22 protein-coding genes are annotated in these 26,829 nt (G+C 54.6%); 10 read left to right on the top strand and 12 right to left on the bottom strand.

Going from position 1 to position 26,829, the window contains the following annotated elements; genetic code table 11:
* The first annotated feature begins 41 nt into the window (after positions 1 to 41).
* The 4 genes from NST43_RS25650 (at position 42) to NST43_RS25635 (ending at position 4,296) form a co-directional block, all read left to right on the top strand.
* Positions 42 to 812, top strand: a complete 771-nt coding sequence (locus tag NST43_RS25650) for a carbohydrate ABC transporter permease (protein ID WP_339225525.1) — start codon at positions 42 to 44, stop codon at positions 810 to 812.
* An 18-nt stretch (positions 813 to 830) separates the two neighbouring features.
* Positions 831 to 2,672, top strand: a complete 1,842-nt coding sequence (locus NST43_RS25645) for a beta-L-arabinofuranosidase domain-containing protein (RefSeq protein WP_339220145.1) — start codon at positions 831 to 833, stop codon at positions 2,670 to 2,672.
* A gap of 31 nt (positions 2,673 to 2,703) precedes the next feature.
* Complete coding sequence (locus NST43_RS25640) at positions 2,704 to 3,594, top strand: glycoside hydrolase family 43 protein (protein WP_339220144.1); 891 nt, start codon at positions 2,704 to 2,706, stop codon at positions 3,592 to 3,594.
* Positions 3,595 to 3,915: 321 nt separating this feature from the next.
* Positions 3,916 to 4,296 (top strand): hypothetical protein, encoded by a 381-nt coding sequence (locus tag NST43_RS25635; RefSeq protein ID WP_209993202.1) that lies wholly within the window; start codon positions 3,916 to 3,918, stop codon positions 4,294 to 4,296.
* 122 nt (positions 4,297 to 4,418) lie between these two features.
* Here NST43_RS25635 and NST43_RS25630 read toward each other — a convergent pair whose 3' ends face one another.
* The 4 genes from NST43_RS25630 to NST43_RS25615 all read right to left on the bottom strand — a co-directional run bounded on the left by NST43_RS25630 (position 4,419) and on the right by NST43_RS25615 (position 11,782).
* Entirely contained in the window at positions 4,419 to 6,368 is a 1,950-nt protein-coding gene (locus NST43_RS25630; RefSeq protein ID WP_339220142.1) for a glycosyltransferase, read from the bottom strand.
* A gap of 519 nt (positions 6,369 to 6,887) precedes the next feature.
* Complete coding sequence (locus NST43_RS25625; protein WP_339220141.1) at positions 6,888 to 8,534, bottom strand: glycosyltransferase; 1,647 nt, start codon at positions 8,532 to 8,534, stop codon at positions 6,888 to 6,890.
* Positions 8,531 to 10,603: a glycosyltransferase gene (locus NST43_RS25620; RefSeq protein WP_339220140.1), complete on the bottom strand. Its 2,073-nt coding sequence runs from the start codon at positions 10,601 to 10,603 to the stop codon at positions 8,531 to 8,533. Before NST43_RS25620 ends, NST43_RS25625 begins: the two co-directional genes overlap by 4 nt.
* Positions 10,604 to 10,765: 162 nt before the next feature.
* Complete coding sequence (locus NST43_RS25615) at positions 10,766 to 11,782, bottom strand: DUF6385 domain-containing protein (RefSeq protein ID WP_339220138.1); 1,017 nt, start codon at positions 11,780 to 11,782, stop codon at positions 10,766 to 10,768.
* Between the two features lie 366 nt (positions 11,783 to 12,148).
* Here NST43_RS25615 and NST43_RS25610 point away from each other — a divergent pair, with 366 nt between their 5' ends.
* Positions 12,149 to 12,820 (top strand): alpha/beta fold hydrolase, encoded by a 672-nt coding sequence (locus tag NST43_RS25610; protein WP_339220136.1) that lies wholly within the window; start codon positions 12,149 to 12,151, stop codon positions 12,818 to 12,820.
* Positions 12,821 to 13,010: 190 nt separating this feature from the next.
* Here NST43_RS25610 and NST43_RS25605 read toward each other — a convergent pair whose 3' ends face one another.
* Entirely contained in the window at positions 13,011 to 14,039 is a 1,029-nt protein-coding gene (locus tag NST43_RS25605; RefSeq protein ID WP_339220135.1) for a LacI family DNA-binding transcriptional regulator, read from the bottom strand.
* A 116-nt stretch (positions 14,040 to 14,155) separates the two neighbouring features.
* Between NST43_RS25605 and NST43_RS25600 the strand changes: the two genes are divergently transcribed.
* A complete protein-coding gene (locus NST43_RS25600) occupies positions 14,156 to 15,856 on the top strand; it encodes an alpha amylase N-terminal ig-like domain-containing protein (protein WP_339220134.1) in 1,701 nt (566 codons plus the stop codon).
* A gap of 59 nt (positions 15,857 to 15,915) precedes the next feature.
* On the opposite strand, the gene NST43_RS25595 is transcribed toward NST43_RS25600, so the two are convergent.
* Positions 15,916 to 17,025 carry a M23 family metallopeptidase gene (locus tag NST43_RS25595; RefSeq protein WP_339220133.1) on the bottom strand — a complete coding sequence of 370 codons (1,110 nt, stop codon included), beginning with the start codon at positions 17,023 to 17,025 and terminating at the stop codon, positions 15,916 to 15,918.
* Between the two features lie 234 nt (positions 17,026 to 17,259).
* Between NST43_RS25595 and lipA the strand changes: the two genes are divergently transcribed.
* Complete coding sequence (gene lipA, locus NST43_RS25590; RefSeq protein ID WP_209993192.1) at positions 17,260 to 18,165, top strand: lipoyl synthase; 906 nt, start codon at positions 17,260 to 17,262, stop codon at positions 18,163 to 18,165.
* A gap of 453 nt (positions 18,166 to 18,618) precedes the next feature.
* Positions 18,619 to 19,266, top strand: coding sequence for a YutD family protein (locus NST43_RS25585; RefSeq protein ID WP_339220132.1), 648 nt, complete (start codon positions 18,619 to 18,621; stop codon positions 19,264 to 19,266).
* 267 nt (positions 19,267 to 19,533) lie between these two features.
* Here the strand turns inward: NST43_RS25585 and NST43_RS25580 are convergent, their stop codons facing one another.
* The 4 genes from NST43_RS25580 to ylbJ form a co-directional block, all read right to left on the bottom strand.
* Entirely contained in the window at positions 19,534 to 20,985 is a 1,452-nt protein-coding gene (locus NST43_RS25580; RefSeq protein WP_339220131.1) for a S41 family peptidase, read from the bottom strand.
* Between the two features lie 33 nt (positions 20,986 to 21,018).
* A complete protein-coding gene (locus tag NST43_RS25575) occupies positions 21,019 to 22,197 on the bottom strand; it encodes a copper amine oxidase N-terminal domain-containing protein (RefSeq protein WP_339220129.1) in 1,179 nt (392 codons plus the stop codon).
* A gap of 244 nt (positions 22,198 to 22,441) precedes the next feature.
* On the bottom strand, positions 22,442 to 23,239 hold the full coding sequence (locus NST43_RS25570) for an NAD kinase (RefSeq protein WP_209993187.1): 798 nt from the start codon (positions 23,237 to 23,239) through the stop codon (positions 22,442 to 22,444).
* Between the two features lie 132 nt (positions 23,240 to 23,371).
* Positions 23,372 to 24,640 carry a sporulation integral membrane protein YlbJ gene (gene ylbJ / locus NST43_RS25565; protein WP_339220127.1) on the bottom strand — a complete coding sequence of 423 codons (1,269 nt, stop codon included), beginning with the start codon at positions 24,638 to 24,640 and terminating at the stop codon, positions 23,372 to 23,374.
* Positions 24,641 to 25,123: 483 nt separating this feature from the next.
* Here ylbJ and NST43_RS25560 point away from each other — a divergent pair, with 483 nt between their 5' ends.
* Together NST43_RS25560 and NST43_RS25555 are read left to right on the top strand one after the other, a co-directional pair.
* A complete protein-coding gene (locus NST43_RS25560; protein ID WP_339220125.1) occupies positions 25,124 to 25,507 on the top strand; it encodes a globin in 384 nt (127 codons plus the stop codon).
* Between the two features lie 29 nt (positions 25,508 to 25,536).
* Positions 25,537 to 26,241 carry a DUF2225 domain-containing protein gene (locus tag NST43_RS25555; protein ID WP_339220123.1) on the top strand — a complete coding sequence of 235 codons (705 nt, stop codon included), beginning with the start codon at positions 25,537 to 25,539 and terminating at the stop codon, positions 26,239 to 26,241.
* 119 nt (positions 26,242 to 26,360) lie between these two features.
* Here NST43_RS25555 and NST43_RS25550 read toward each other — a convergent pair whose 3' ends face one another.
* Positions 26,361 to 26,591: a hypothetical protein gene (locus NST43_RS25550; RefSeq protein WP_339220121.1), complete on the bottom strand. Its 231-nt coding sequence runs from the start codon at positions 26,589 to 26,591 to the stop codon at positions 26,361 to 26,363.
* Positions 26,588 to 26,776: a YycC family protein gene (locus NST43_RS25545; protein WP_339220119.1), complete on the bottom strand. Its 189-nt coding sequence runs from the start codon at positions 26,774 to 26,776 to the stop codon at positions 26,588 to 26,590. Before NST43_RS25545 ends, NST43_RS25550 begins: the two co-directional genes overlap by 4 nt.
* Positions 26,777 to 26,829: the final 53 nt, after the last annotated feature.

The following is a 26,829-nucleotide window of genomic DNA, read 5'->3' as shown; positions in this document are numbered from 1 at the left end:
CACTTACCGCAGGCTACGGGGCGCTGATCCTGATCTCCGGTATGTTCATCATTCCGTTTGTCTGGCTGATCCGCAGCTCGCTGATGAATTTATCACAGATATTTACCATGCCCCCCGAATGGATACCGGCGCCGTTTCAATGGGGCAATTTCCATAAGGCGCTCACGGTGCTGCCGTTCGATGTCTTCTTCAAGAATACGCTCATCATCGTGGTCACCGTGCTGGTGGGAACCGTAATTACGAGCAGCATCGGAGCCTTCGGATTCTCACGGATTCAGTGGAAGGGAAGGGATATGGTGTTCGCGGTCCTGATGACCAGCATGATGCTCCCGGCGGCGGTCACGATGATCCCTAGCTTCCTCGGCTGGCAGATGATGGGGTTATACGATACGCTGTATCCGCTGATTGTGCCCGCTTATTTCGGCGGGGGGATCTTCAACATCTTCCTGCTCCGGCAATTCTATCTGAGCATTCCGCGTGATTTCGATGAAGCGGCCTTTGTGGACGGGGCCAACTACTGGAAAATCTATACCCGGATCATCTTCCCCTTAAGCCGTTCCGCGATTATCGTGGTTGCCTTATTCAGCTTCCTGGCTTCCTGGAATGACTTTATGGGTCCGCTGATCTATCTGAAAAGCGACCGTCTCTTCACCCTCGCTCTGGGCCTGCAAATGTTTCAGGGCACCTATACCGCCCAGTGGGATCTGCTGATGGCGGCTTCGGCCACCGTCGTTCTGCCCTGCGTCATTGTGTTTCTGGCCGGACAGCGTTACTTCCTGGAGGGCATAACCTTAACGGGATTAAAAGGATAAAGGAGGCGGGGAACAGAAATGGCAGAGCAACAAGCGAAGATTCATGCCTGGCAGGGTGTGTCTTTTACGGGAGTTACAATCAATGATGAGTTCTGGCTGCCGCGCCTGAAGGTGCTCCGGCAGACCATGCTGCCGGATTGCCTGTCCAAATGTGAGGAGACCGGCCGCATCAAGAACTTCGCCAAGGCCGGAGGCCTGCTGGAAGGGCATTACGAAGGCAAATATTATAATGACTCGGATGTCTACAAGGTGCTTGAAGGCATTGCCTATGCGCTGATGTCGGAGCGGGATGCCCGGCTTGAGGCTGAGGCCGACCGGATCATCGGGCTGATCGCCGCAGCGCAGGAAGAAGACGGCTACCTGTGTGCTTACTTCACACTGGAGAATCCAGAGGGCAAATGGACGGATATGGAAAAGCATGAGATGTACAACGGCGGCCACCTGATTGAAGCGGCGGTGGCCTACTATGAAGCCACGGGCAAGCGTGAGCTGCTGGAGGTCGCCTGCCGTCTGGCGGATCATGTTGACGGGGTGTTCGGCCCCGGCAAGCGGCACTGGGTGGAGGGGCATCAGGAGATTGAGCTGGCGCTGGTGAAGCTGTACCGCGTGACCAGGGCTGAGCGTTACTGGAAGCTTGCGCTGTGGCTGCTGGAGGAGCGCGGCCATGGGCATGGCGTGGGCGCGATCTGGGATAATCCGGAATGGGGGCCGGCCTATTGTCAGGATGATGTTCCCGTCCGCGAGATTAAGCAGGTGACCGGCCATGCCGTCCGTGCGATGTATCTGTATACGGCCATGACGGATATTGTTCATGCTTCAGGCGATTCCGCTTATGCGGAGGCTCTGCACCGGGTCTGGACACATACGGTGGAGCGCAACATGTATATAACGGGCGGCATCGGACCGTCCAGGCACAATGAAGGCTTCACCTCCGATTATGATCTGCCCAACGAGACAGCCTATTGCGAGACCTGCGCGGCCATTGCCATGGTGTTCTGGAATCACCGGATGAACCTGACGTTCGGGGACGGCAAATATGCCGATGTCGTAGAACGTGAAATGTATAATGGCGTTTTGTCGGGAATCTCCCTCTCCGGGGATCAATATTTCTATGAGAATCCGCTTGCTTCACAGGGGGGACATCATCGTGTGCCCTGGTTCGAAACCTCCTGCTGTCCGACCAATCTGGCCCGCTTCCTGCCATCCCTGGGCCAGTACGCCTATGCTGTTACAGAGGATGGCCTGGCGGTGAATCAATATATGAACAGCGAAGCGGAGCTGGTGCTGGCCAGCGGGCTGGGCGTCAGGCTGAAGCTAAGCACCCGGTATCCTTGGAAGGGCCGAATTGAGCTTGAAGTGAACCCTGCCGCAAGCGCTGAATTCAGCATCCGGCTGCGTATGCCGGAATGGTGCAGGGGATATCGGCTGGAGGCCGGCGGCGCCAGAATTGGCGGGGCAGGAGCCTTGACGGATCAAGGGTATCTTGTGCTCAGCCGGCATTGGTCGCCGGGAGACAAGGTGGTGCTAGAGCTGGATATGCCCGTGAATATCGTGCGGGCCAAGCCGGAAGTGGAGGCGGACAGAGGGCGGGTTGCCGTTCAGCGGGGACCCGTGGTGTATTGTCTGGAGCAGACGGATCATCCTGGATGGTCCTATGATGCCTTCTCTATTCCGGCCGGGGCGACGTTCCGGGTGGAGCACCTGCCGGAGCTGCTGGGCGGGGTGACGGTGCTATGGAGCCAGGATGAAGAAGGCAGGCCGCTCCGGTTCATTCCCTATTATGCCTGGGACAACAGGGAGCCCGGTTTCATGCAGGTCTGGATTCGGGAACGGGAAGAGAGCGGCCTCTACAGCTTTTAATTTGCAGGTTGCGGAGAAAGGAGGGTTTCGCTTGCGAGGAATCACGAACCCTATTGTACCGGGCTGGTATGCAGACCCCGAAGCAAGAACCTATCAGGACAGGCATTATGTGTATGCCACCAGATCTTTTACGGAATATACCCGGCAGATGAATCTGGATGCCTTCAGTTCCGGGGATCTGGTTCATTGGACGACCCACGAGGGGATCATCGAAATGGAGGATTTCCCCTGGATCTGGAGAGCGGTATGGGCTCCGACCCAGATTGAGCAGGGCGGCCGTCATTATCTGGTCTTTGCCTCCAACGATATCCAGAAGGACGGCGAAGCCGGCGGGCTGGAGATTGCTGTTGCAGATGCTCCCGAAGGCCCCTACAGAGGGTATCTCCACCGGCCCCTGATCGGCGGGTTCATTCACGGCGCGCAGCCGATCGACGCCCATCTGTTCAAGGATGATGACGGTGTAATCTATCTGTATTACGGGGGCTGGGGGCATTGCAACGTGGCCCGGATGAATGAGGAGATGACGGGGTTTGTTCCGTTCCCGGACGGAGAGGTTATCCGTTCCGTCACCCCTCCGGGATATGTGGAGGGGCCGTGTATGATTAACAAGGACGGTCTATATTATCTGATGTGGTCGATGGGAGGATGGACGAACGGGACTTACCGGGTAGCTTACGGCGTAAGCGACAATCCGCTGGGACCGTTCGCGAACCACGGGACGATTCTGGAGAGACAGGAGCCTGTAGCGGAAGGCCCCGGCCATCACGGATATCTGCATCTGCCGGAGCGGGATGAATGGCTGATTGTCTATCACCGGAGAATTATCGGGGACCGGGAGCCGGGCAACCGCATGTTATGCATCGACAGACTGGAATTCGGTGCAGGCGTTATCAAGCCGGTAAGAATGACCGACCGGTGGTAAGCTTGTCGGCTTATCGCAGGTGAATACAGGAGGAGTGAGGCCTTGGCTATGAGGGGCCTCTTTTGCCGTGGCGCCGGAGGAACGGTCATTCAATTAATGTTTTTCACCCCTGTATTCCCATAATGTTGTACATATTGCAACACGGCGACCGGGATATCCGGGGATATGATAGAGTTGTTGTATAAAATGCAAGAATTGCCCCCCGCTAAGCGTTTTAGGATGAAAAATCCTGCTTTTTATGCAGCAATTTTGAAATGTAGCCGGGATGAGCATTGGAATGTTGTATTTTGAGCAGGATTTTCACTGGGAGGTTGGGGGGAAATGCAAAATATTCATGATAATGAAATTGTTTCTTATACGGTTGATTTGCAAAAGTCAAAAATTACATTCCAAACATTGGGCGGCAAAGACAATTCAGTTCCCGTCATGATTGAGTTCATTGATGTCTTGGCGCATAGGTTTGAAACGCAGTTGCAAGGGAGTATTCTTCTTGATATCAGCCAATTCGAAATAAGTTCATTTGTCAAAGATAACAAGGAGTTGTTAGAGAAGCAAAAGGACTTCGCTTGGCCGATGTATTATGAAAAAAGAGCGGATTTTCTTGAATATTTACTACATGAAAATTACAACTACTATGTGATCTCCGCTTCGTATGGTCTTAATGGGTGGGTAGTTGCTAAAGAGTATAATATTTATAACTGAACAGAAAGTTTTAAAGTTGACCTTGAGGGAGCTATCCCTCAGGGTCTTTCGTTTCTATGAGTGTTTTAAGAGAATGAGTTAATCTTTGAAACCAATCGTAGCCTCAGACATTGTTATCTCTGTCATCCCCCGCTCTGAAGCACCGACTTCACAAGCAGCAGCCACGGAATGCTGCCCGTAGCGGTGATGCTCCCCTCCGGGTGAACCTCAGCCGCAAGAAGCAGCATGTAATAACTGAGACCAGTGATTGCGGCAGTGCTGCCGGATTGGCGCAGCGTCTGCTCATCGGCGGACGTAAGCTGCGGGACCTGCCCGCAAGACTGGGCAATGGCTGCATAGAGCAGCCATTCCGCAGCATCACCGGGAAGGCTATGGTGTTGTAAATGCCCGGTGTAATCCGCACACCACTGCAACTTAAATGCAACAGGTGCATCCAGTAGTCCTCGCAGTAGCGGCAGGGGAAGTCTGCTCCAGAGAAAATGTGCAGCGCCAAAAGGCCTGCCAAGCAGGAGCAATGTGTCCCAAGCACCTGCCTGAAGGAGCAGTTGTGCTTCGTAAGAATAATCTGCAAAGCTAAGCGGTGTATTTGTACGGTGTTCCGAATCGGCCGCGGGCCCGGGCGGCAGCTCCGCCAGCCGCCCCAGGCCTTGTCCTGCCGCGGCGATTCCGCCGCTGCGGCAGGACAAGGCCCACAGATAGCCGGATACCCAAGGGTTATCCGGCATATCCCCCCGCATCCGCGCAAGCCCGGCGGATGCGGCCCCGGGCTGTTCCGGGTCCCGGAACAGCGTCCCTAGCAGCACCTGAAGCACCTGCCGGATATCCTCCGGCAGATGCGGTGCTGCGCAGAGCGCCGCCAGCCACGGGGCGGCGCGGGCATTGAGTGCGGCAGGCACCAGCCTGCTCAGCACTCGCCGGGGCAGGGCAGGGAGCAGCTGACGGGTGAATGCCGTCAGCTGCTCCGTTTGCCCGGACAGCAGGCACAGCGTGGCCAGCTGCTCCCAAGCGGCGGGATCGTCAGGCGCGTAGCTGATCGCCTGCCTGTAATGCTCAAGCGCTTCCTCGAAGAGGAACAGCCGCTCGCAGACCCGCCCGGCGAACATGCGGGTGCGGCTGGTTCCGCTGCCGGAGGAGGAAGGGTATTTATGCGCGGTATCCCCGCTGTCCAGCGCCTGCTGGAGCAGAGGGTACGCCCGCCATACTTGCCCTTGCTCCAGCAGCAGCCCCGCATAGCTCTCCAGCAGATCGGTGAAATCTGCATACAGCCCAATCCCGGCCCGATAGACAGACTCCGCGTCCACAGGCCGCCCGCCCGCTTGGAGGGCAAAGGCTGTCTTGAGATACAGGTCAGCGGTATAACCGGACTCTGGCGGAGCTTCCTCCAGCAGCGGCAGGAGAAGATCTGCTGCCGCCTGATATTGTCCCTGCTGGTAATATTCCGTGCCCAGTGCATACCGCAGAGGAACGCTGTCTGGTTCAAGCCGCAGAGCAGCGTGGATCAGCTCCAGATTGCGGCTGGCTTTATTTTTGCGCTGAAGCTCATCATCCAGATAGCCATAATGGTGCACAGGCAGATGGGCATAAGCGATATGTCCTCCGGGGAGGCTCCAGATGCTGGAGGCCACCTCTTCATGAATGCTCCCTCGAAAACAGATACGTGAATCATTACGGAACAGCCGGCACACATTGTCTGTCACGTATTCGCGCCCGGATCCCTCCCCCACATAATGGATAAAAGGCAGGAAATACCCGTCCGCACGCTCCGATTCCAGCAGACTCTGCAAGTCATCCAGCTTCCAGTCAGCAAGGGCTTCATCTGCATCCAGCACCAGAATCCAGCCATAGGAGGCCAGCTGCAGGGTATGATTACGGGCTTTGGAGAAATCGTGTTCCCAGGGCAGCCTGATCACCCGGGCGCCGAACCTGCGGGCGATAGCCATACTGTTATCCTCTGATCCGGTATCTGCAATGATGATCTCCGAGACCCTACCCTGAACAGACAGCAGGCATTGCTCCAGGTGCTGCGCCTCATTCCTGACGATCATGCAGAGCGAGATCCCGGGAGTATCCATGGTCTGTAAGCTCCTTCCTAACAGTATCTGATTGAAAAAGCGGGAGTGCAAAGCAAGCGGGTATACTCCTGACGGACTGGAGAGCCGTTATTTCCCCACAAACAGCACTTTTTACGGAGTGGCGGACTGAGAGGACCCTATTGTCTCTCTAACCGATGATTTGGGGCAGCATATCCGCCTTTAAGCGCCGTGGAGTCCGTAACTCTTCCCAATCATGCGTTTTCTCCAAAATAAACGATCCTCAGTCCGCAACGCTCAGTCACACCAACGCTCTACCTGATAAAAAACCGACTATGCAGGATAGTTGCAGAATGTACACGTAAAACCAGCGAAAAGGTATACTTTCTATGGATAATTATAGTCTGTACAACTAAATCTGGCCCAAAAGGGGAAAAGGAAGAATCAGCGGATGTTTAAATGCCCGAATTACAACTAAACGGGAAATTGGTGATCAATCAGGCGTTTTAGCTGTACCAAATACAATTAAGCCTATCGCCACTCCGATCATCTGATGATGTACTAATCGGTCGATCTGGGGAGCGGAAGAGTGATGCGCGCAGCCGCAGCCGCCGGTGAATACATGGCCGAAGTTACGAGCACAGCCAGAACCTTGTCAGCCAAAAGAATCCAGGGCTGCACAGCCGCAGCAATAGCAGATAAGGGCAGTGCTGTGTTCCGGTCCGCTGGGACAACTGCAGGATGGTTAAGCAGCCCGGTGATATCATCGTAGCTCAGCTCAGCTGCGGAAGCCGCTTCCGCCCGTTGCAACAGCTCCAACAAATCAGCAGTAGGCGACACTTCCGGCTCTGCATCATCTACCGCTCCCGCATCTCGCATCACGCTATCGATCTCACCCGCACTCTGCGTCATACCATCCACCTTACCCGCATCTTGCACCGCAGCATCCCTCACCCCAGCCCCAAGCACATCAGCCGCCGCTGTGTAACAGCCATCCCTTACCAGCAGGCGCAGTAGCTCCTGGCGCTGCTCCGTCAGGATGCCGGGCAGCTGCCCGGCCAGCCAGCCGTGGAGCTCGGGCTCGCGGCCCGTGCATTTGAACAGGCGCGTGAGCCGGGGGATCAGCGGCCAGGGGTCCGGCTGGAGCTGGGCTGCCCTGGTGAAGCAGGCTGCCGCTTCATGCGCTTCCCCGATCTGCTGGCAGACCTGCCCCAGCAGCGTGTGGGTGAGATAGGTGCCTAACCCGGATTCCGTATGGTAGAGGGGAGGCGAGGCTCCGATCTCCAGTGTCCGGCACAGCGCGGTCTTGGCTTCGGCTAAGGCCGACACCTGTAGCAATAACGCACCCTTGAGGTGGTGGAGATCGGGATAATCCGGGAAAAGCGTGCTTCCCTGCCCGCAGGCCTCCAACGCACCCGGGTAATCACCGGTTACCGCCAGACAGCGTACTTTGTATTTATAGAGCAGGTGAACATAGCTGGTACCCGGCTCGGCCAGCTTCAGCGAGGTGCCGATATGCTCCAGCGCCTGCCCGTAATCGTTAAGCCGCATATATTCAACTGCCAGATTGAAATGCTGAAAAGCATCTCCAGGACTTTGCTCCAGTTGCTGCTTCAGCAATCCGAGATTACGGCTGATTTTATCTTTCCGCTCCACGACCCCGTCGGCATAGCCGTAGTGATGGACAATGACGGTGCCCATATGCATCGCGGCCTCCGGGGTCTCCTGCACAATGACAGCTGCAATCTGCTCATGAATAATGCCGCTGAAGCGATAATTCGGGCGGTTCTTGAACATTCGGAGGATCGGGTTAACCGTAAGCGTCTGCGAAGCGCGCTCCGTTCCCTGATGATTATGAATCCGCACAAAAAAAGCCTCATACTCCGTATGCTTCGCGCACACCAGCAGCTCATCCCGGCTCCCCGGCTCCAGCTCCTCGTCTGCATCCAGCACCAGAATCCAGGTGCCCTGCGCCAGGGCCAGACCGGCATTGCGTGCGGCGGCAAAATCCCCGTTCCACGGGTAATCAATAATCCGGGCACCGAAGCTGCGGGCAATGGAACAGGTGGCGTCGGTGGAGCCGGTGTCCACAATGATGATTTCATCCACAGCTCCGCGTACACTACGCAGACAGCGGGCGAGGTTGTCGGCTTCATTTTTGACGATCATACACAAGGAAATCCGCGGTTGGTGTGGTTTCGTAGTCATAAGCTCAGATCAACTCCTCTCTGCCGCTGAGTGTAATTCCACTTCGTATGCCAGGGTGTGCAGCGCAGCACCGCGATGGATTGGGCAACCGCTGCCCTGTCTTCCTGAAGTGGACCATGAGGCTGCTGCCCCTTCCCCTGGAGACGTTCTACAGCTTCTGCGAGACGCTGCTCCGCCAGATGCAGATAACAGAGCGCCAGTCCGGTGCTAACTGCATCGTCTGCAGGAGATTCCCCCAGAGCAAGCCGGTACCAGCTGGCAGCCTCTGCATAATGCCCTTTATCTATCAGAAGTTCTCCGAGATACCGCAGGGTTGCCCCTGAAGCCTCCTTGCTGCCTGCAAGGCCAATGAATAGTTCCCCCGCCTCTGCACGCCAGCCTTCCTCATAGAGCGCCTCTGCCAGAGTGCTTGTGTGTGCCGGAAACCGTCCAACCAGCCGCTTGCCCAGCGCGATGAACTGGTGCTTCACAGCGAGCCTTATCACCTCGGCCAGCAGCGGGGACTCCCCGGAGGGAGCGAATTCTGCCTGCGGCTCAGTGGAATCGAGAGACAATTGCCTGTCGATCTCAAGCACTGCGGAGCGCACTTCCGCAGGGGATTGCAGCCACAGCTCCTCCTGCAGCTTCCCGCCTAGCTCACAGGTTAAAATGGCCTCAAGCAGGCAGAGCTGCTGTATAGTCTCCGCATTTAGGCCTTCGGGTGACAGCTGGGTGGGGTTAGCCCGCAGCTTGGCGGCAGTCTTTCTGAACGTATGATATTTTCCGGTAATGATCCAGGAAGACAGCAGGAACAGCAAGGTGTCCTCTTCCAGCGGGCAGACCGCAGGCGGCAGCTCTGCAATTGCCTTATAAGCACCCAGCCGATATAAAGTTCCGATAATTGCGGTTCTCGCAGCACGCTGCGCTGTACCGGTCAGCTGTATCAACAGTGCGGCAATCTCTCCCTCCGGCACCTCCAGCTCCTGAAAAGCAGAAGCAATCCCCTCCAGAGCGGGGAGATACAGGGAGTGCTGCTGAAGCGCACGATGGAACAGCTGCGCGGCCTCCTTCTGCTTCCCTAGCTGCTGGAAGATGGCCCCCATCCGGTGCAGCGGGCGGAAGCTGTCCATGCCCTGTTCGGTGACGTATGCTCTGCGCGGAGCTGGGGCAGACATGGTATCTATGGCATGCTGGTAAGACTGGACGGCGCGATCATATAGTCCTTGGCTCTCCCAGGACTGGCCCTGCATGTAATGCAGGTCAGGATAATCTCCATAACGTGTCAGCTCGCGGGTCAGCAGGCTGTCGACCGCTTTTACATGACCGGCGGCCAGATCGATTTTGCACAGATCGCGAATGATTGAGGGACGGTAAGAGGCTTGAAGCGGAGCAAGGGTAAGTGACTGGCGCAGCAGTTCTCCGGCTTCTTCCAGCCTTCCATCCTGACAGCAGGTGACCGCCAGATTATAACGGGCGAACACATCGTCAGGCTCTTCTGCAAGCGTAAGACGCAGCAGCTGCTCGTTGCGGCTGATTTTATGCTTGGCGCTCATGACCGGGGGCAGGTAGCCGAAGTGAAGAATCTCTATAGGACTGGCCTCGATGGCGGCGGACCCATGTTTTGTGAGAATAGAGGACTCTACACTTTCATGAATTCTTCCGCTGAAAAGATAGCCCTGCCCACCGCGGAACAGCCGCACGGGACTATGATACAGACGATCCTCGGGCCTGCTTCCCAGCAGGTTCTCTATACGCACCGTGTAGGCTTCAGCTGTGCTGCCCCTGAGAATCTCCTTGATTGACTCTATGGAGGTCTGAAGGACTTCATCCGCATCCAGGACCAATATCCAGCTGCTAGATGCATGAGAGAGACCGGTATTGCGTGCTTCTGAGAAATGGTTATTCCAGTGGGTCTCAATGACCGTTGCCCCATACCTGCGGGCGATCTCCACAGACGGGTCGGTTGAGCCGGTATCGACAACGATGATTTCATCGGCGCCCTGCAGGCTGGCTAGACAACGGGGGAGCAGCTCGGCTTCATTGTTGACAATGAGCTGTACGCCGAGTGTAGGTTTGGCAGATGGATTCAAGATCGTTCCTCCTTCGCGGGCCTTAATTCCTCCGGGTATTCTGCAAAAATAAGAATGTACATGCGTTGCTGCCGTCTTATGTAGATGCGGAATAACGCACAGCCAAGAGTACATGGGTATCCATGCACTCTTGGCTCCTGCATCGTATGACGGAAATTATGCTTACGTTCCTTGTGCATCAAAAATAACATTAAGCGTAGAAGCCGCACCCGGCGTGGCAGATTGATAGGAGAGGCGGGTGTATTTCAGGAACCGGGCAGGCACAATAACGTCTACAGAACCTGCTGGCAGCGGATTGTCTCCGGTCGTATCGACGAAATAGTTGGTTCCGTCTGCACTAATCTCGACCCGTGTATTCACCGGATTGGCTCCGGTATTCACAATGAAGTAGGAATAGGTGCCAAGGACACTGGTATTGTTGGCCGGCAGCGGCGTATAGGTATCCGAGGTTGCAATTGCCGTTGTAGGCAGCTCAATGAAGCTGCGCTGGGAAATAGACGTTACGCTGCTCAAAGTACCAGCAGTGATAGTCGCGCCAAGCACACTAGTAATCGTACCGTCTAAGAGGTTGGTCACTGTACCAGCGGATGATAGAGTACCGGCAGTGATAGTCGCGCCAAGCACACTAGTAATCGTACCGTCTAAGAGGTTGGTCACTGTACCAGCAGATGATAGAGTACCAGCAGTGATAGTCGCACCAAGCACGCTAGTAATCGTACCGTCTAAGAGGTTGGTCACTGTACCAGCAGATGATAGAGTACCGGCAGTGATAGTCGCACCAAGCACGCTAGTAATCGTACCGTCTAAGAGGTTGGTCACTGTACCAGCAGATGATAGAGTACCGGCAGTGATAGTCGCGCCAAGCACGCTAGTAATCGTACCGGCGAGGATGTTTGTAACCGTACCAGCCGAAGTTAATGTACCAGCAGTGATGGTTGCGCCAAGCACGCTAGTAATCGTACCGTCTAAGAGGTTGGTCACTGTACCAGCAGATGATAGAGTACCAGCAGTGATAGTCGCACCAAGCACGCTAGAGATGGTGCCGTTTAAAATGACGGTGGTCAGGTTCCCGCTGGCATCCGTAGTTAGCGGCCGGTCGATCAGGGTCGAGGGGTCCCGGCCAAAAATAAGTGTGCGCAAATTATCCGGATTCGCTTGAAATGAACTGAAATTTGGCAAATGGAGTCATCCTTTCTGTGGGCAATTTTTGCCGTCAGCCTGCTCATGAAAAGACCCAAACCGTCGTCTGGGTCCTTAAGCATGTATAGCTGCCGGGTTAATAGAGAAGCACGTAGGTGGGCAGGACCATTCGAATGGTGTGATATTAGGATATGGAGCTTTTAAGAGAATGACTGGGTTTACTCTGCAAAAATACGCAGCCGCCAAACAACCTGCCGGACAGCTTTGAATACTATGAAAATATGCTAGACTGACAGAAGGAGTGAGCATATGCCGAATGAGACTGTCTTTAACCAGAATAACCAGCCGCTGGTTAAGGTTTATTTTTCTATAAATGGATGAATTAGAAGATTGGGAGGAGGAAGCATGGAGAGCTGTCTGTTTATACACGGCTTCACCGGAGGCGAATACGAGATTTCTCCGCTTGCGCAGTTTCTGGAGGCGAACGGCTATAGGTCCAGAATGTTTACCTTGCATGGACACGGGGGCAGCAGAAGGGAACTGCTCCATTCAAGCCGGGGGGACTGGCAGCTAAGCGCCGAGGAGGAACTGAAGCAGCTATTCTCAAGCTCCGGAAAAGTACATCTGATCGGCTTCTCTACCGGAGCCCTGATTGCGTCGCGGCTGTCTGTTCAGTATTCTTCCAGAATTCAGTCGCTCACCTTGTTGTCTACCCCGGTGTATCCGCTCAACCTGGCCGAGATTCTGCGCACACTGGTCCGCCCGGAGATGCTCCGGAATTATCTCAGCAAATGGGGTTCTACACCCATGAAGGCCACTCGGGAGTTCCAGCGGCTGGTCCGTGAGAGCTTCGAGGTTTATCCGCAGCTGGAGGTGCCGACCTTGATTGTACAGGGCAGGCGGGATCATCTGGTGAAGTTCAAAAGTGCTGACTATCTCCGGCAGACCATTCCTTCTGAACGCAGACAGGTGCTGATTATGGAGCGAAGCGGACATATGGTCTGTCACAGCGGGGAGAGTCCCGCTATGATGGATGAAGTGCTCCGGTTTATCCGCCGCTCGGGCGATTCCGTATAAGCAAAGAACCCTTCCAGAGCTGGAAAGGGTTCTTTGCTTATACGCTTACTCTATGATTTGACGTTGACATTGAGGAGGGGGCGTGGTATTTTCAACTCAAGGAAACCGGTTTCCCCAAGGAGGAATGATTACCTTCCTCCCGCTATTCTGCTATTCCGTTATTTCATGATTCCGTTAGTTATTCCATTGGTTATTCCGCAGTAACACTGCCGCTTCGCTTGGAAGATAACCGGGGAATTAACTCCGGCTCCAGCAGTTGACCGCTCATGACCGCCGCTTTGTTATCCAACCTGTCCATCAATAGCCGTCCTGCGGATGCACCGAGCTGGAAGGTATCCATATCAAGTGAAGTCAGCGGAGGGGTGGTGTAGGGGGACAAGGGATATTCATCGAATGTGGCAATGCCCAGCTGCGAAGGAATGGAGATATTCAATTCACGGGCCGCCTGCAGCACGCCGTAAGCAGCGAAGTTGCTCATGCACACGATGGAGCTGGGAGGATTAGTACTCTGTAGCAGCTGCTTAGCCGCCTGATAGCCATCTTCCTCAACCGCCCGGCCATGGATGATCCATTCGCTCTGCACAACCATTCCGGCCTCCTCCAGTGCCCGCTGGTAGCCGGCTGCACGGCGCAGGAAGAGCGGCTCATCCTTTTCGCCGCCAATGAAGGCCACAGACGGGTAGCCCTGGTCCAGCAGATGCCGGGTCAGCATGAATCCGCCCAGCTCATTGTCGCAATCGACCCAGATTCCCGGAGCATTGATTTCACCGATGGAGATATAGGGGAACTGAAGCCGGTTCAGCTCCGCACACAGATCAGGAGTCAGCACCGAGGTGTTGGCAATAATACCGTCCACCCGCTTATTAAGCACCAGCCTCTGCAGAAAATGCCCTTCAGCATGGTCATGCTGGATATTGGCAATGGTCAGCTCATATTTCAGAGGGCCAATGATGCTCTCCACCCCGCCGATAATGTTATAGAAGAACTGATTGAGAAACTCGCTTTCCTTGGACATATCAATCAGGATAGCTATCGTATTACTGCTCTGTCTGGCAAGTCCGGTGGCGATGCTGCTCGGAGTATAGTTCATCTGCTTGATGATGTCCCGGACCCGGGCCTTTGTTTCTGCGGATATTTTGGGAGAGTCGTTCATCACCTTGGATACAGTGGATTTGGCGACACCCGCTGCCTGGGCGATATCCTTAATAGTAACTTTCATAGCTTTCCCTCCCGTCCTTACGGTGTGTTACGCCTTAATGGCGAACTTTGTTCTACCTGTCATAATAACACAGTTGCTCAAGCTGCTCTACGCGGCATAAAAGGAGACTATACAGTATGCTTAACCGGTTATTCGTATATCACACAGCGGAAGACCCCTTCGCCTTCCCGGCAGGCCCCCGCCTGCTCAAACTCAGACTATTCGTGCAGAGCGGACAGAACTTGTCCTGCACGGTTGTCCACGCTGACCGTTATGATTCACCCGGCCATGAGCTTCCGCAGGAGATGGAGCGGATCGGCTGTGCCGGAGCGTATGACATACATGAAGCTCTGGTCCCGGCCGAGACAGGCAAATGCCGGTATCTGTTCCACATTGGGAATCCCGCAGGCGGATACACATGGTACGGGGAACGTGGAATTTCGGAGAACAGGGAGCAGGCGGGTGCCTTTCAATATGCCTATATTCACCGTCCGCAGGCCATCGCACTGCCTGCCTGGAGTTCAGATGCGGTAGTCTATGAGATTTACCCTGAGAGCTACCATCAGGGGACGCTTCAAGGCATCACAGACAAGCTTACATACTTGCAGCAGCTTGGCGTGAGTGCTATTTATATGACACCTATCTTTGAATCGCCTTCCGGGCATAAGTACAATACTTCCGATTACTATAAAGTAGACCTTGGATTCGGGACGCTTGACGATCTGAAGACGCTTGTCGGGACTGCTCACCGGCTGGGGATGAAGGTTCTGCTGGATGCGGTCTTTAACCATTCCGGTGATACTTTTTTTGCCTTCCGGGATGTACTGGAGCACGGGGAGGCCTCGCGCTACAAGGACTGGTTCTTCATCCATTCCTTCCCGGTCGGCGGGGCGCCGGCTCCTGACTACGAGACCTTCGCCAAGGCGGAGGCCAGTATGCCGAAGCTGAATATGGATCATCCCGAGGTAGCGGATTATATGATAGATGTAGCCAGGTATTGGGTGCGGGAAGCGGGGATCGACGGCTGGAGGCTGGATGTGGCCAACGAGGTGACTCCGGCCTTCTGGACCAGACTGCGGCGGGAGCTGAAGGCGGAATTCCCGGACCTGCTGCTGATCGGCGAGATTATGCATGCTTCCGGGCCCTGGCTGCGGGGAGATCAGTTCGACGGCGGCATGAATTACCTGCTGCGGGATGCGATGCTGGAGTTTTTTGCAGCGCAGTCGGCGGGTCCGGCCCGGTTCATGGAGCAACTGCTGCATCAGGAGGCCTTGTACAATGATCAGGCCAATTCGGCGATGTTCCAGCTGCTGGGCAGTCACGATACGCTGCGTTTCCTGACCGCCTGCAAGGAGGGGGGCCGGGGCTGGGACCGGGAAGCTACGGCGATGAGCCGGATGAAGCTGGCTGTCTTTTTCCAGATGACCTATATAGGCCTGCCAATGATTTATTACGGGGATGAGGTTGGAATGGAAGGTGCCACGGACCCGGACTGCCGGCGGCCGATGCTCTGGCAGGAGCAGAATCAGCATACCGGATTACTGGACTGGTATAAGCGGTTGATCTCGCTGAGAACAGAGCATGAGGTGCTGCGCAGAGGGGCCTTCCGCCCCTGGTTCACAGATGAGACGCGTGGGGTCCTGGGCTATGTCCGGCGCAGTGAGCAGGATAGAATGGGGCTGATTATCAACAACTCCCCCAACCGCTACCATCTGGAGCTAACCAGCTTCCGTTCTGACAAAAATGTGCTGACCGAGCTGTTAAGCGGACTCACCCTCCGCAGTTCAAGCAAAATTCTAGTCGACATCGAGCCGTTTGGCTGTCTGATGCTGCACTAACCTGTAACCTCTGTTCCGGGCAAAAGCGAAACAGAATTTGGGTGCGCATCATGCAGGTGTTACTTTTTCTTTTTGCTTTGCCGAAGCAGGCGGAATTCCTGATTCTCCCATTGCTTGAGCAGCGGGTAAGGATCGAAGGCCCATTCCGTAATGCCGCGGTCACGGTAGATGCCGTAATGCAGGTGGGGCGGGAACTTGCCCTGGGTACCCGGGCTGCCGTAGCCGGAGCTGCCTACCCAGCCGATGGTCTGTCCCGGAGTGACAATATCCCCGCGCAGCAGGGTTTTCTCATACCCCATCAGGTGGGCATAATAATGGTAGCGGTTCTCGATATCGCGGATACCGATGCGCCAACCGCCGTAGCGGTTCCAGCCCTTGGTCTCGACTATGCCGAAGCAGGTGCTGCGCACCGTTAAGCCATGCGGCGCGAACAGATCCGTGCCTTCGTGAATGCGCGCGCCGCCCCAGCTCCGGCCGGTTCCCCACGTGCTGCGGTAGGCATAATTGGTCCCTATCGGTAGCGGAAATGCGCTGCCGGACAGGTCCAGCCGTCCGAAATGCTCATATAGCTTGGCGAACTGGGAGACGCGCTGGGCGGCCCGCCCGTTGTGATAGTACTCCCAGACCCCGATATTGAAGTCCGTTGCGGAATCCCCGTACTTGAGCAGGTGGCGGGCCATGCTGTAGAGTATATCAGCATCATTGCCGGGATCGGCGATGCCGTCCCCCGAGCCGTCCTGCCCGAAGCCGCCGAAGAAGCGGATCGAATCCGGTTGCTTGTCGTCCTGATCCGGGTTCAGCGGACCGGACCATACCGGCGCCGGTATCATAATTCCGGTCAGCCGTGGCTTGGCCGCTGTAGTAGGGCTTTCTGCGGCGGCTGTTTTTTTGCTCTTCCTGGCGATGGACCGTTCGTACTGATCAATGGCAGCGAAGCGGTACCAGGGAATGCCGGTTGCCGCACCCATCTGCTCAAAGAGCTGCTTGCGGTCAGCGGCGGCAGTCTCTTTGCTGTCTGCGGGAGCAGGACTGCCCGAGCTGAGTTCGGGAATTTTATGATAACGGGCAGCTTGGGTACTTTCGGCAGGACTACCGCTCCAGAGCAGGGCGGCGGCAGACATGCACATCAAGGTTCTGCGGGTGTAGGGGCTCTTTAATAAGGCCAGCATGATCTCATCCTCCTGCGTTTGGACGCATGAATTGCATATATGTTTGCGGAAGCGGCACCCGGGCCAGGTGCTTTTCTTTAGATTGAAGCAAAAGGACTTTTTTTATCCATGACCACTCCAAGGTTCACAAAAACAGGCAAACGCCTACTTCACATGCTATAATATGAGGCAGCAACTTTTGACTGTGAAATAAATTGACATTGACATTCAGATCGAAAGCGGGGTCTCATCACTTTGACTAATCGAACAGCCAAACAGCCCAAGCCAGACTGGATCAAAATCAAGTTAACCACCGGTGAGGATTATCAGGAAATCAAGGGTATGATGCGCTCGAAGACGTTACATACCGTATGCGAGGAAGCACGCTGCCCGAATATTTATGAATGCTGGGCTAACCGCACGGCGACCTTCATGATTCTGGGGGACATCTGTACGCGCGCTTGCCGTTTCTGTGCGGTGAATACAGGCCTGCCGACTGAGCTGGACCTGCTGGAGCCGGAACGTGTGGCAGAGGCTGCCGAGGGCATGCAGCTTAAGCATTGTGTGGTTACGAGCGTGGCCCGCGATGATCTGAAGGATGGGGGTGCGGCGATTTTTGCCGAGACCGTGTCTGCGATCCGTAAGCGCCTTCCTCTGTGCAGCGTTGAGGTGCTGATTCCTGATTTCCTGGGAGACCGCGAGAGCCTGGAGACTGTGATGAACAGCCATCCGGATATCCTGAATCACAATATTGAGACCGTGGAGCGGATGTCTGACCGTGTCCGGGCCAGAGCCAAATACCGCCGTTCCCTGGAGCTGCTGCGCCGGGCCAAGGAGATGAAGCCGGAGATTCCGACCAAATCGAGTATTATGCTTGGCGTCGGTGAGCAGTGGGATGAGATTCTGCAAGCGATGGATGACCTTAGAGCCGTAGATTGTGATATATTGACATTAGGACAATATCTTCAGCCTTCGCCGAAGCATCTGAACGTGGAGAAATACTATCCGCCCGAGGAGTTCGCGGTGCTGAAGGAAGAGGGCCTGAAGCGCGGCTTCAGCCATGTGGAGGCCGGCCCGCTGGTGCGCAGCTCTTATCGTGCCCATGAGCAGGTGAAGTCTGCTGCGGTGGCCCGTGAAGCGCGTGCCGTTTCACAGGCATAAATAACGGTAACGCCGTACTTCGTAGCGCAATTATCGAAGCCGCTTGAACTTGAACTTTTGAGAATTTGCTGTGCAAATTCCCCGCATGACGAAGTCACAGGCAGTTTTTTGCTTTTAAGGTTTAAGGTTTAAGGTTTAAGGTTTAAGGTTTAAGGTTTTAGGTTTTAGGTTTTAGGTTTTAAAAGGGGTTGAAGGCTGAAAGAACCAATGCCGCAAGAGCGGCGAGGTTCTTGGGTTGGCGGTTGCACCCCCTTCGCGTTGATGGAGTCATGGAGAGGGATTTTGAAATTGTAGGAGCGGGAGCGTCCGCCTTTGTGGTCTGATTTCAACCGCCTAGCGGTTAAAAAGAGGAAATCAGACCACAACAGCGGCCGGAAATTCAAAATCCCGCGCAATGACGGCTTATCAACGCGCCCCCCCCCCAGATATTATTGAAAGGCAGGCGACACACGCTTGATCGTTATAGGTGGAAAAGGTTACGAGCTGATGCTCGATCATAAGGACGGCTGGAACCCGGAGGCTTTTCGCGGAAGATACAGCGAAGTGCTGGAACGGTACGATTATATAATCGGTGACTGGGGCTACAGCCAATTGCGCCTCAAAGGCTTTTACCGGGATAATCACCCCAAGGTGAACCGGGATACAGCCATCTCAGGTATGGTGGATTATATTAACGAATACTGTAATTTTGGCTGTGCGTACTTTGTGCTGCATAAGCTGAAGGAGTCCCCGCAGGAGGGAACCTTCAAGGATATTCTGATTAAGGAAGTACCGGAGCCCGGGTTAGACGATGATCTGGAGCAGGAGGATGAACCGGCAGTAAGTGTAAAAGAACTCCGGGAGCCGCAGGCGAAGGGTACAGGCCGGGAGCATGCAACCAAGGACAGACCGGTGCGTGAGCATCAGAGCCGGAATCACCGCAACAAAGAAGGCCAGGGCAAGAAGAGCCATAAAGAGTTCCAAGGCAGAGGCCAGCAAGGCCAGCCGAATAATGCCAAGCAGAACAGAGAACACAAAGACAACCGGTCAAACAAGCAGGCGAATCAGAACAAGCAGGATAGACCGGATAAGCAAGACAACCAGGACAAGCAGGAAAGTTAGAACGATTAGCCAAGGGGGAACTTCTTGTTCACCCCTGGTTTTCTCGATGCAACTTAAAAAAGCCTCTTCAGCAAATAGCTGAAGGGGCTTTTTTATACAATGAGCTGGCGTGAGGGGTGCATGAGCCAAATGTATGCGGAAAACCGAATACAATGTGATGATGCGAGCGGGCATGGTCCAAATAAAGCTCAAATGAAGCTCAAATAAGCAAAAACAGGGGCAATAATGCCCCTGTTTTTGCCGGATGCCCCCATAAGCGGGCAGATTCTATTTCACAGCTAATTTGAGCTGTTTCAGTGAAGCATTGTAGCTCCATACGAGCGCAGGGAACTTTTTCTTGAAGGCATTCAGCTCGATGAAGGTCTCACCGTCCTGGAACAGCGACTCTTTGGAGGCCAGGGTGAACCCGGATACGTTACCGGCGCCGGTGGTCAGCAGCACCTTTTTGTTCTTGGCATCCCAGGAGACTTCATTCTCCACAAGAGCAGACAATATACGAGAGGCGGCATATACCTTATCGCCCTGCTTGATCAGACCTACATTTCCGGCAAAAGCAGTGCCGTTGATATCCAGAATATGATGGTCACCAGAGGCGACAATCTCCTTCATCCCGGCAATTTGCAGCGCGGTAATCAACTGGGCGGTTTTTCCCTTGACCTCGATATCAGGTGCAAGTCCGATATGGTTGAAATCCTCCTTGTTCGGAGTCAGATACTTCATGGTGGTCAGCTTCAGCTCGCCGCCGCCGGACATAGGAATCAGGCTCTGAATCCGTGCCTTTCCGTAAGAGCGCGTGCCTACAACCGTAGCCAGCTTATTGTCACGAAGCGCACCGGTTAAGGCTTCAGAGGCGCTGGCCGTGTATTCATTGGTCAATACCACTACAGGAACGCCGATCTTGCTGCCGTCCGTAATTGCGACCGGCTTAAGTGTACCAGTCTGGTCGGAGGTGTACATCATAATGCCGGCATCCATGAACTTGGAGACGATATTCTGGGCGCTATCCATATAACCGCCCGTATTATCGCGCAGATCAAGAACCAGCGATTTCATGCCGCCCGAACGCATTTTGTCCAGCGCGGCGGAGAATTCCTCATCGGCAGTCTGGGTGAAGCCGTTGATGGAGATATAAGCAATTTTGGAGCTAAGCATCTTGCTGGTTACCGAGCTTGTAGCAATTTCACTGCGGGTTACCGTATAGGATTTGTTAGCTCCGTTTCGCTGAATCAGCAGCGACACCTTCGTGCCCGCTTTGCCGCTCAGCTCATCGCCATTCGTCTCAGCCACCCGCACCCCGTTGATCTTGAGAATGGAGTCACCGCGCTTTAGTCCCGCAGCCTCGGCCGGGGAACCGCTCATGACCTCTTCAATGTACAGCTCTTTGGCAGTATACATCAGCCGGACCCCGATGCCGACATATTCCAGATCGACCTGATGGCCAAAGTCCGCTGCCTCCTCCTTCGTGAAGTATTGGCTGTAAGGATCGTCCAGTGTGCCTACCATACCGTCAATCGCACCGCGGATAAGCGTATCCTGGTCTACGCCCTCGACGTTGTAATACTCCAGATATTGCATGATTTCATTGATGATCTCCGTCTTCGAGGCTTGCGCGGCGTCGGTGGTGGTGGCAGCGTCAGCCGCTGAGGCAGCAGGAGCCCAGGCGATGGATAGCGCCAGACAGCCGCTTAAGAGTGCGGTAACGATTTTGGCTGATTTCATGAGTTCATACATCCTTTTGATGAATTTTTGAATTTAGGATTTCACGGTGAATTCTATATGATAAGTGTTGTCGATCGTCCAGGTACCGCTCTCCGACTTGGAGAGCAGGAGGATCAGAGACTGGGTATAGGTCTCCTTCGATTCACCGTCGGTAATGACCACATCCGTATAGACTGCGGCTTCATCGGCAGCATAATAGAAGACATTTGAGGAAGACACCGCATAGCTAAGATCGTAGGTTTTGAAATGATCACGCAGCTCCTCTTTGTAAGAGTCATCCACTTCCGCACCGTACGAGGTCATAGAGGCAAGGACTGCGTCAGCATTGCGGTCATTCATACCCTGATAGTATTTGCTGAGCGTATCCTTAATCGCGGTCTGATCGCCCTGAGGCAGCACAGCCGGTTTCATGCCTTGTTCACGTGTCAGCAGCACGGAGGATTCCTGCAGCTCCATTTCGGAGATCTTCCAGGCGCCGTCTTGACGAATCAGCGTATATAAATATTCGTACTGCTCATCCGGTGTATAATAACCGCCGGTTCGTACTGCTTTTTCGACAGTATAGGCTGTAGCTTCATTGCCCGTAACACTGAGGACTTTAAGACTCTCGATCGTGTTCTTGATGTCATATAGCTCGAACTGGGAATTCATATTGCTTACAGCTTCCGTATTATCCGACTCTGCATCAACGAGCGAATAGAAGCTGATGGCCTTCTCTTCATTATAATATTGGTTAGCTAGTTGAATGATAGCCTTGATCTCCTGCTCACTGGAGGCGGAGGAGGGCGATGCGGTAATCTTCACGCTGCGGCTGGCCGAATCCCAGACCGCTGTGCCCCCGGTAGCTTCTGCGATGAAGCGCAAGGGGATGTAAGTGGTCCCGGCGTTAGAGACAGGAGCGACAGTAAGCTGCTTGACGGTTCCGTTGACACTGGCCCGCTTACTGCCTACCTTAAGGCTAATATCCAGGCCTGTTCCGGTGCCAGTCACCGTACCCGTCTTGGAGTCCCACAGCACCCGCAGCCCAAGCTTCTCAAAAACAACGCGGAAAGGCACAAGCACCGTATTATCCTTCAGATAAGGAGTGCCGGCTGTGAAGGCAAGATTGCTGTCGTTAATATACACTTTAATGGGTTTGTCTGCGGCAAAAGCGGGAACCGCCAGCACAAGGGCCAGCAGACTGATGCCTAGCAGGGATACTAATTTCTTCAATAGATTCGCTCCTTCAAATAGAAAACTATGTAAAATAGATCCATTATACCATTTGAAATTTCCGTCTGTCTACGTATTCTGCGGGTTGCTGCAGAGCAGAGCACGGTTCATGGAAATAGGCATAATAAAAGCCGGAGAGCAGGCGCATCTCCGGCTTTTATTATGGATATCCCGCGGGAAACGGACCGTCCTTTGTAAAGGGCGCAATACCGTTCCCGCTTGTGCATGAGCAACAGGGATCAGGCTAGACCAAGAAGGCCTCCCGGACACGGTTCCAGAAGGGGAAGGGGCGGTAGCGGGCGAAGCTGATTTTTTTGTCCGCTACCTGAGCGCGTACCGAAATCAGATCATCCACCGGGATATTATTATGGTCAATAGTCAGCAGCAGGCGCTGCTCCTTGCGCGAGAAGATATCGCAGTGATGATGCCCCGGCAGCAGCAGCGGCGAGCCCATGGTCCGGAATACCCGGTTATTAATGGAGGCAATTTCAGCAATCTGCAGCGCCTCGATCGAGGGGTGCACCATAGCGCCTCCCAGACTTTTGTTATAGGCGGTACTGCCGGAAGGTGTGGATACACAGAGGCCGTCCCCGCGGAACATCTCGAAGGTCACATCATTAATATCCACCTGGATCACAACCGTCCCGTCCACCCCCTTAAGGGTGAATTCATTCAGGGCAATGTGCTTGCTGGAGCCGGATTTCTTATGTATCTCCAGTTCGAGCAGCGGGTACTGTACGATACGCGGTTTATGCGGCCCTACCTCTCCGCACATGTAATCAATCAGGGACGGCAGCTCTTCGGCCTGCCAGTCCGCATAGAAGCCTAAATGGCCGGTATGGACGCCAACAAATGCGAGGTTCGGGATCTGATCGATAAACGTATGAAAAGCGTGCAGCATCGTGCCGTCGCCGCCAATCGAAATTACGATTTCCGGTGACTTGGCATCCAGCTCCAGATTCCGGTCTGCCGCCAGCTTGTGAAATTGCTCCGCTAGTTGGATGGACAATTCATCTCCGCGGTCCAGAACATAATATCTCAAGATGTACAGGCTCCTTTGTCTAATTCAGTCATACACCGATCATAATCAATCTTGACCCGGAACACAATATTAGCGCTGTGAAAAACCGGAATCCGCTGCAGTGCTACAGCGGCAGAGCCGTGGCATATTGAGTTACCTGCGGACATAGGGAGGCCGCCGCAGCTTACCCAGCAGCAGAACCACAAGCGACAGGACAAGCATGAAGGCCAGCAGCAGGCAGAGCAGGCTGACGCTGCTGAGCAGGGCGGATTCTGGAGCGGCCAGCCCGGAGGCAGCGGGGAGTAGGGTCCACTGTCCGGCAAGCCCCGAGCGGACCACCGGCTTCCAGAGCAGGAGAAGCAGACCCGCTGAGAGCAGGGCATGTACCAGACGGGCGGCCATGAAAGGGAGATAGCGCAGTCCGGTGCCGTTCAGGATACTGGCAACCTGTGCATGAACAGATAAGCCGCCCCAGGAGAGAATGAACACTGCGGCAGCAGCCTTATATTGCAGCGGAACCCCTCCGGCAGCTTCGCCCGCCGCCCGGGCGCCCAGCGTCACCTCGAATAAGCCGCTGACCAGGGCCGCAGAGAGTTCAGGCGGGAAGCCGGCCAGCGACAGCATCCGCCCGGTCATGCTGAACAGGGCGGACATTACACCGGCACGGGCTAGCAGCTCCATCAGCACGTTGAAGAAGACAACCAGGCCGCCGACAACGATAATAAGCTGGAGTGAGGAGGTAACAGCGCTCTTAAGCAGCTCGCCGAGACTCCTGCCGTCTACCCGGCGCGCGTCTGCCATCGCGTTCAGCGCAGACCGCAGCCTGCCGGAGCCTTGTCCTTCCAGAGATGCAGAAGAGCTGGCTGGAGTGGTAAGGATGGCGTTCGTATCCGCTTCTTCCGGCCTGCCTCGGCCATGGAAGGACATCAGCAGACCTACAATCAGCCCTCCTCCGTAATGGGCAAGGGCAAGCACAAGCCCCAGAGAGGCGTCATGAAAGAACCCCACAGAGACCGCACCCAGCAGAAAAATCGGGTCCGAGGAGGTTGTGAAGGCGACGAGCCGCTCGCCTTCAATTCGGCTAATCATTCCCTGCTCGCGCAGCTTGGCGGTTAATTTCGCGCCTACAGGGTATCCTGATACATATCCCATCGCTAGGGCAAAGCCTCCGCTGCCGGGTATATTGAAGAGCGGGCGCATCAGCGGATCAAGCAGAGCGCCGAAGAGATGGACAATGCCGAAGCCCAGCATGATTTCAGAGATGACGAAGAACGGGAACAGCGAGGGAAACAGCACATCCCACCAGACGGCGAGCCCGCGCAGCGCTGCATCCAGAGAGCTTGCGGGATGCACCAGCATCAGCAGCATACAGCCCGCCAGCACGATTCCGAGCAGGGGGCTGGCGATTTTGTTCAGGGTCATCGGTTTCTCGCCTCCAGTTCTATGCTTAGTTGTATGCCGAAAGCTGGACAAACAGCACAAAAAAACGAAGAAAACGGTTACATTTACCGGTGCTTTTTCACTGAAATTATGGTATTATAAACTTAATTAATGCACATCTTGTTGAGATAGATTTTCAGGGATGGAGTGATGGTGATGAGCGTAGTTGCCGGAGTGCTCGTTTGTGCTTTTGTATATGTGATCCGGGTCTCCCTTGTCCCGCCTGGTGATGAAGAATTTAGAACATACTGATTAACTTACGAGCGCTGAACTCCGGTTTGGCGCCTTTTTTTGTTTAAAACTTGAAATAATCTGGGCTTTCTGTTGCACACGGGCAGCATCCTGCCCTTCCTGTCCCGGAATATGAACATGTCTTTAGGCAGGGATAACTGTGCAGCGCGTTTTTTGGTATAATGATAAGCAACTGCTTAGTTAGATTAATATGGAAGAAGGCGAAACCTCCAAATGAATCCGAAAGAGAGCCTGTATGACAGCCTGGGAGGCGCTGAGGGGATACACCGCCTGGTGACTGTGTTTTATTCCAAGGTGCAGCGTCACCCGCAGCTCAGCCCGTTATTCCCTGAAGATATTACTCCGGTGCTGGAGAAGCAATATCAGTTCTTGAGCCAATTTTTTGGAGGCCCTGCCCTGTTTTCCGAGCAGCACGGCCATCCCATGATGCGAGCCAGACATATGCATATCCCCATCACTCCTGCTCTGGCAGAGGATTGGCTCGCCTGCATGAAGGCGGCGCTGGAGGAGACCGGTGTGGAGGAGTCCCTGCGTACGTTTGTCCTGAGCCGGCTGGCGGGTCCCGCCCATCATTTTGTCAATATGCCCCATGAATAAAGTGTAATTGTGAAAGGATGAGGGCACCCGTGCCGGAATTAATACCGCTGTACTCGATTAAGGTTACCTGCTGTAACTGTGAACATGAATTTTCAACCTCAAGAGTACGTCCCAGCCTCAAAAAAGCCATCCGCCGCGATGCGGACTTCTGCTCCTATTATAAGGCGGAGAATCCCGATTATTATGTGGTACGGGTCTGTCCGAAGTGCGGCTTTGCCTCCACGGAGAACTCAGCAGACAAGCTGGCCGACTGGCAGCGGAAGTCCTTCGATGCCCAAGTAGGAAGACGGTGGCAGGCCCGCGACTTCGGAGAGAAGCGTAGCTGGGAGGAAGCCCTGGAGACGTACAAGCTGGCCCTGATCTGCGCGCAGAGCATTAAGGACAAGGAACGTATTATAGCAAGCCTGCTTCACCATATTGCCTGGCTGTACCGTTATCAAGGGGATTCGGTGCAGGAGCAGCGTTTCCTGGCCTATTCGCTGGATGAGTATGTGAAGGTGTTTGAGACTGATTCATCCGGTGGTAATGATGCGCGGCTGATGTATCTGATTGGTGAGTTGAACCGCCGGATTGGGGAGTTCGCCGCTGCTGTGCGGTGGTTCTCAAGGGTTATTAATGACCAGCGGATTACGGATGCGGCCATGATCCGGGCTTCGCGCGAGCAATGGGCCATTCTGCGTGAGCAGATGCGCGGGCTGGACGTTGATCCGGACGGGCTTCCCGCAGGTACATAGAAGGTTACATGAGGGTGTTAGAGCGTCTATCCGGTATATCGGTACGCAAAAAGGCGTAGAAGGAATCCCTCTTCTACGCCTCTGCCCGCTTAAGCGGGGCCTCAGCCGGACCTCCGCGCTTAACGGACCGCCCGGTCAAACAGCAGGTAGTCATTGTCATTATCAATGACGGTGGGACTTGCACTGCAGCAGGGAAAGACCAGCAGCTTCTTTTTGCCGTCACGCACAATCTGCAGCTCCTTAGGCTTCATTGGCAGAAGAACATTCTCATGGTCGCAGAAGGGGCAGTATTGTACGTACATGTCGCCAAGAATAATGTCATAAGGCCAGGTATGGCTGAAGGGGATCATTGCTTGTCCTTCTCATCAGAGGGAGCAGCGCTGCCTTCGGGGGCCTCACCAGCGGCCTTCTTGGATAATTCAGCGATCTTTTGCAGCAGGATATGTTGGGGCATATGCATCAGGTGTTCCAGCGGAACGCCGAGTTGTTTCGATAAGATAATGGCCGTCTCCGGCGATATTTGCAGTGGCTTCACAAGGATGCCCTCCTTACAATTAGTGGAGTATCATGATTCACTTTACCATGGCT

This window comes from Paenibacillus sp. FSL H8-0332 (assembly GCF_037963835.1).
GTDB classification, from domain to species: domain Bacteria; phylum Bacillota; class Bacilli; order Paenibacillales; family Paenibacillaceae; genus Paenibacillus_AQ; species Paenibacillus_AQ rhizoplanae.
This window is presented reverse-complemented; position numbering and strand designations above follow the sequence as displayed.

Coding starts and splice junctions, on each gene's coding strand:
- NST43_RS25630 (WP_339220142.1), bottom strand. CDS start 6,368: ATGGATACTCCCGGGATCTCGCTCTGCATGATCGTCAGGAATGAGGCG.
- NST43_RS25595 (WP_339220133.1), bottom strand. CDS start 17,025: ATGCTGGCCTTATTAAAGAGCCCCTACACCCGCAGAACCTTGATGTGC.
- NST43_RS25600 (WP_339220134.1), top strand. CDS start 14,156: ATGCTTAACCGGTTATTCGTATATCACACAGCGGAAGACCCCTTCGCC.
- NST43_RS25610 (WP_339220136.1), top strand. CDS start 12,149: ATGGAGAGCTGTCTGTTTATACACGGCTTCACCGGAGGCGAATACGAG.
- NST43_RS25625 (WP_339220141.1), bottom strand. CDS start 8,534: ATGACTACGAAACCACACCAACCGCGGATTTCCTTGTGTATGATCGTC.
- NST43_RS25650 (WP_339225525.1), top strand. CDS start 42: ATGTTCATCATTCCGTTTGTCTGGCTGATCCGCAGCTCGCTGATGAAT.
- NST43_RS25580 (WP_339220131.1), bottom strand. CDS start 20,985: ATGAAATCAGCCAAAATCGTTACCGCACTCTTAAGCGGCTGTCTGGCG.
- NST43_RS25550 (WP_339220121.1), bottom strand. CDS start 26,591: ATGATCCCCTTCAGCCATACCTGGCCTTATGACATTATTCTTGGCGAC.
- NST43_RS25560 (WP_339220125.1), top strand. CDS start 25,124: ATGAATCCGAAAGAGAGCCTGTATGACAGCCTGGGAGGCGCTGAGGGG.
- NST43_RS25635 (WP_209993202.1), top strand. CDS start 3,916: ATGCAAAATATTCATGATAATGAAATTGTTTCTTATACGGTTGATTTG.
- NST43_RS25645 (WP_339220145.1), top strand. CDS start 831: ATGGCAGAGCAACAAGCGAAGATTCATGCCTGGCAGGGTGTGTCTTTT.
- ylbJ (WP_339220127.1), bottom strand. CDS start 24,640: ATGACCCTGAACAAAATCGCCAGCCCCCTGCTCGGAATCGTGCTGGCG.
- NST43_RS25605 (WP_339220135.1), bottom strand. CDS start 14,039: ATGAAAGTTACTATTAAGGATATCGCCCAGGCAGCGGGTGTCGCCAAA.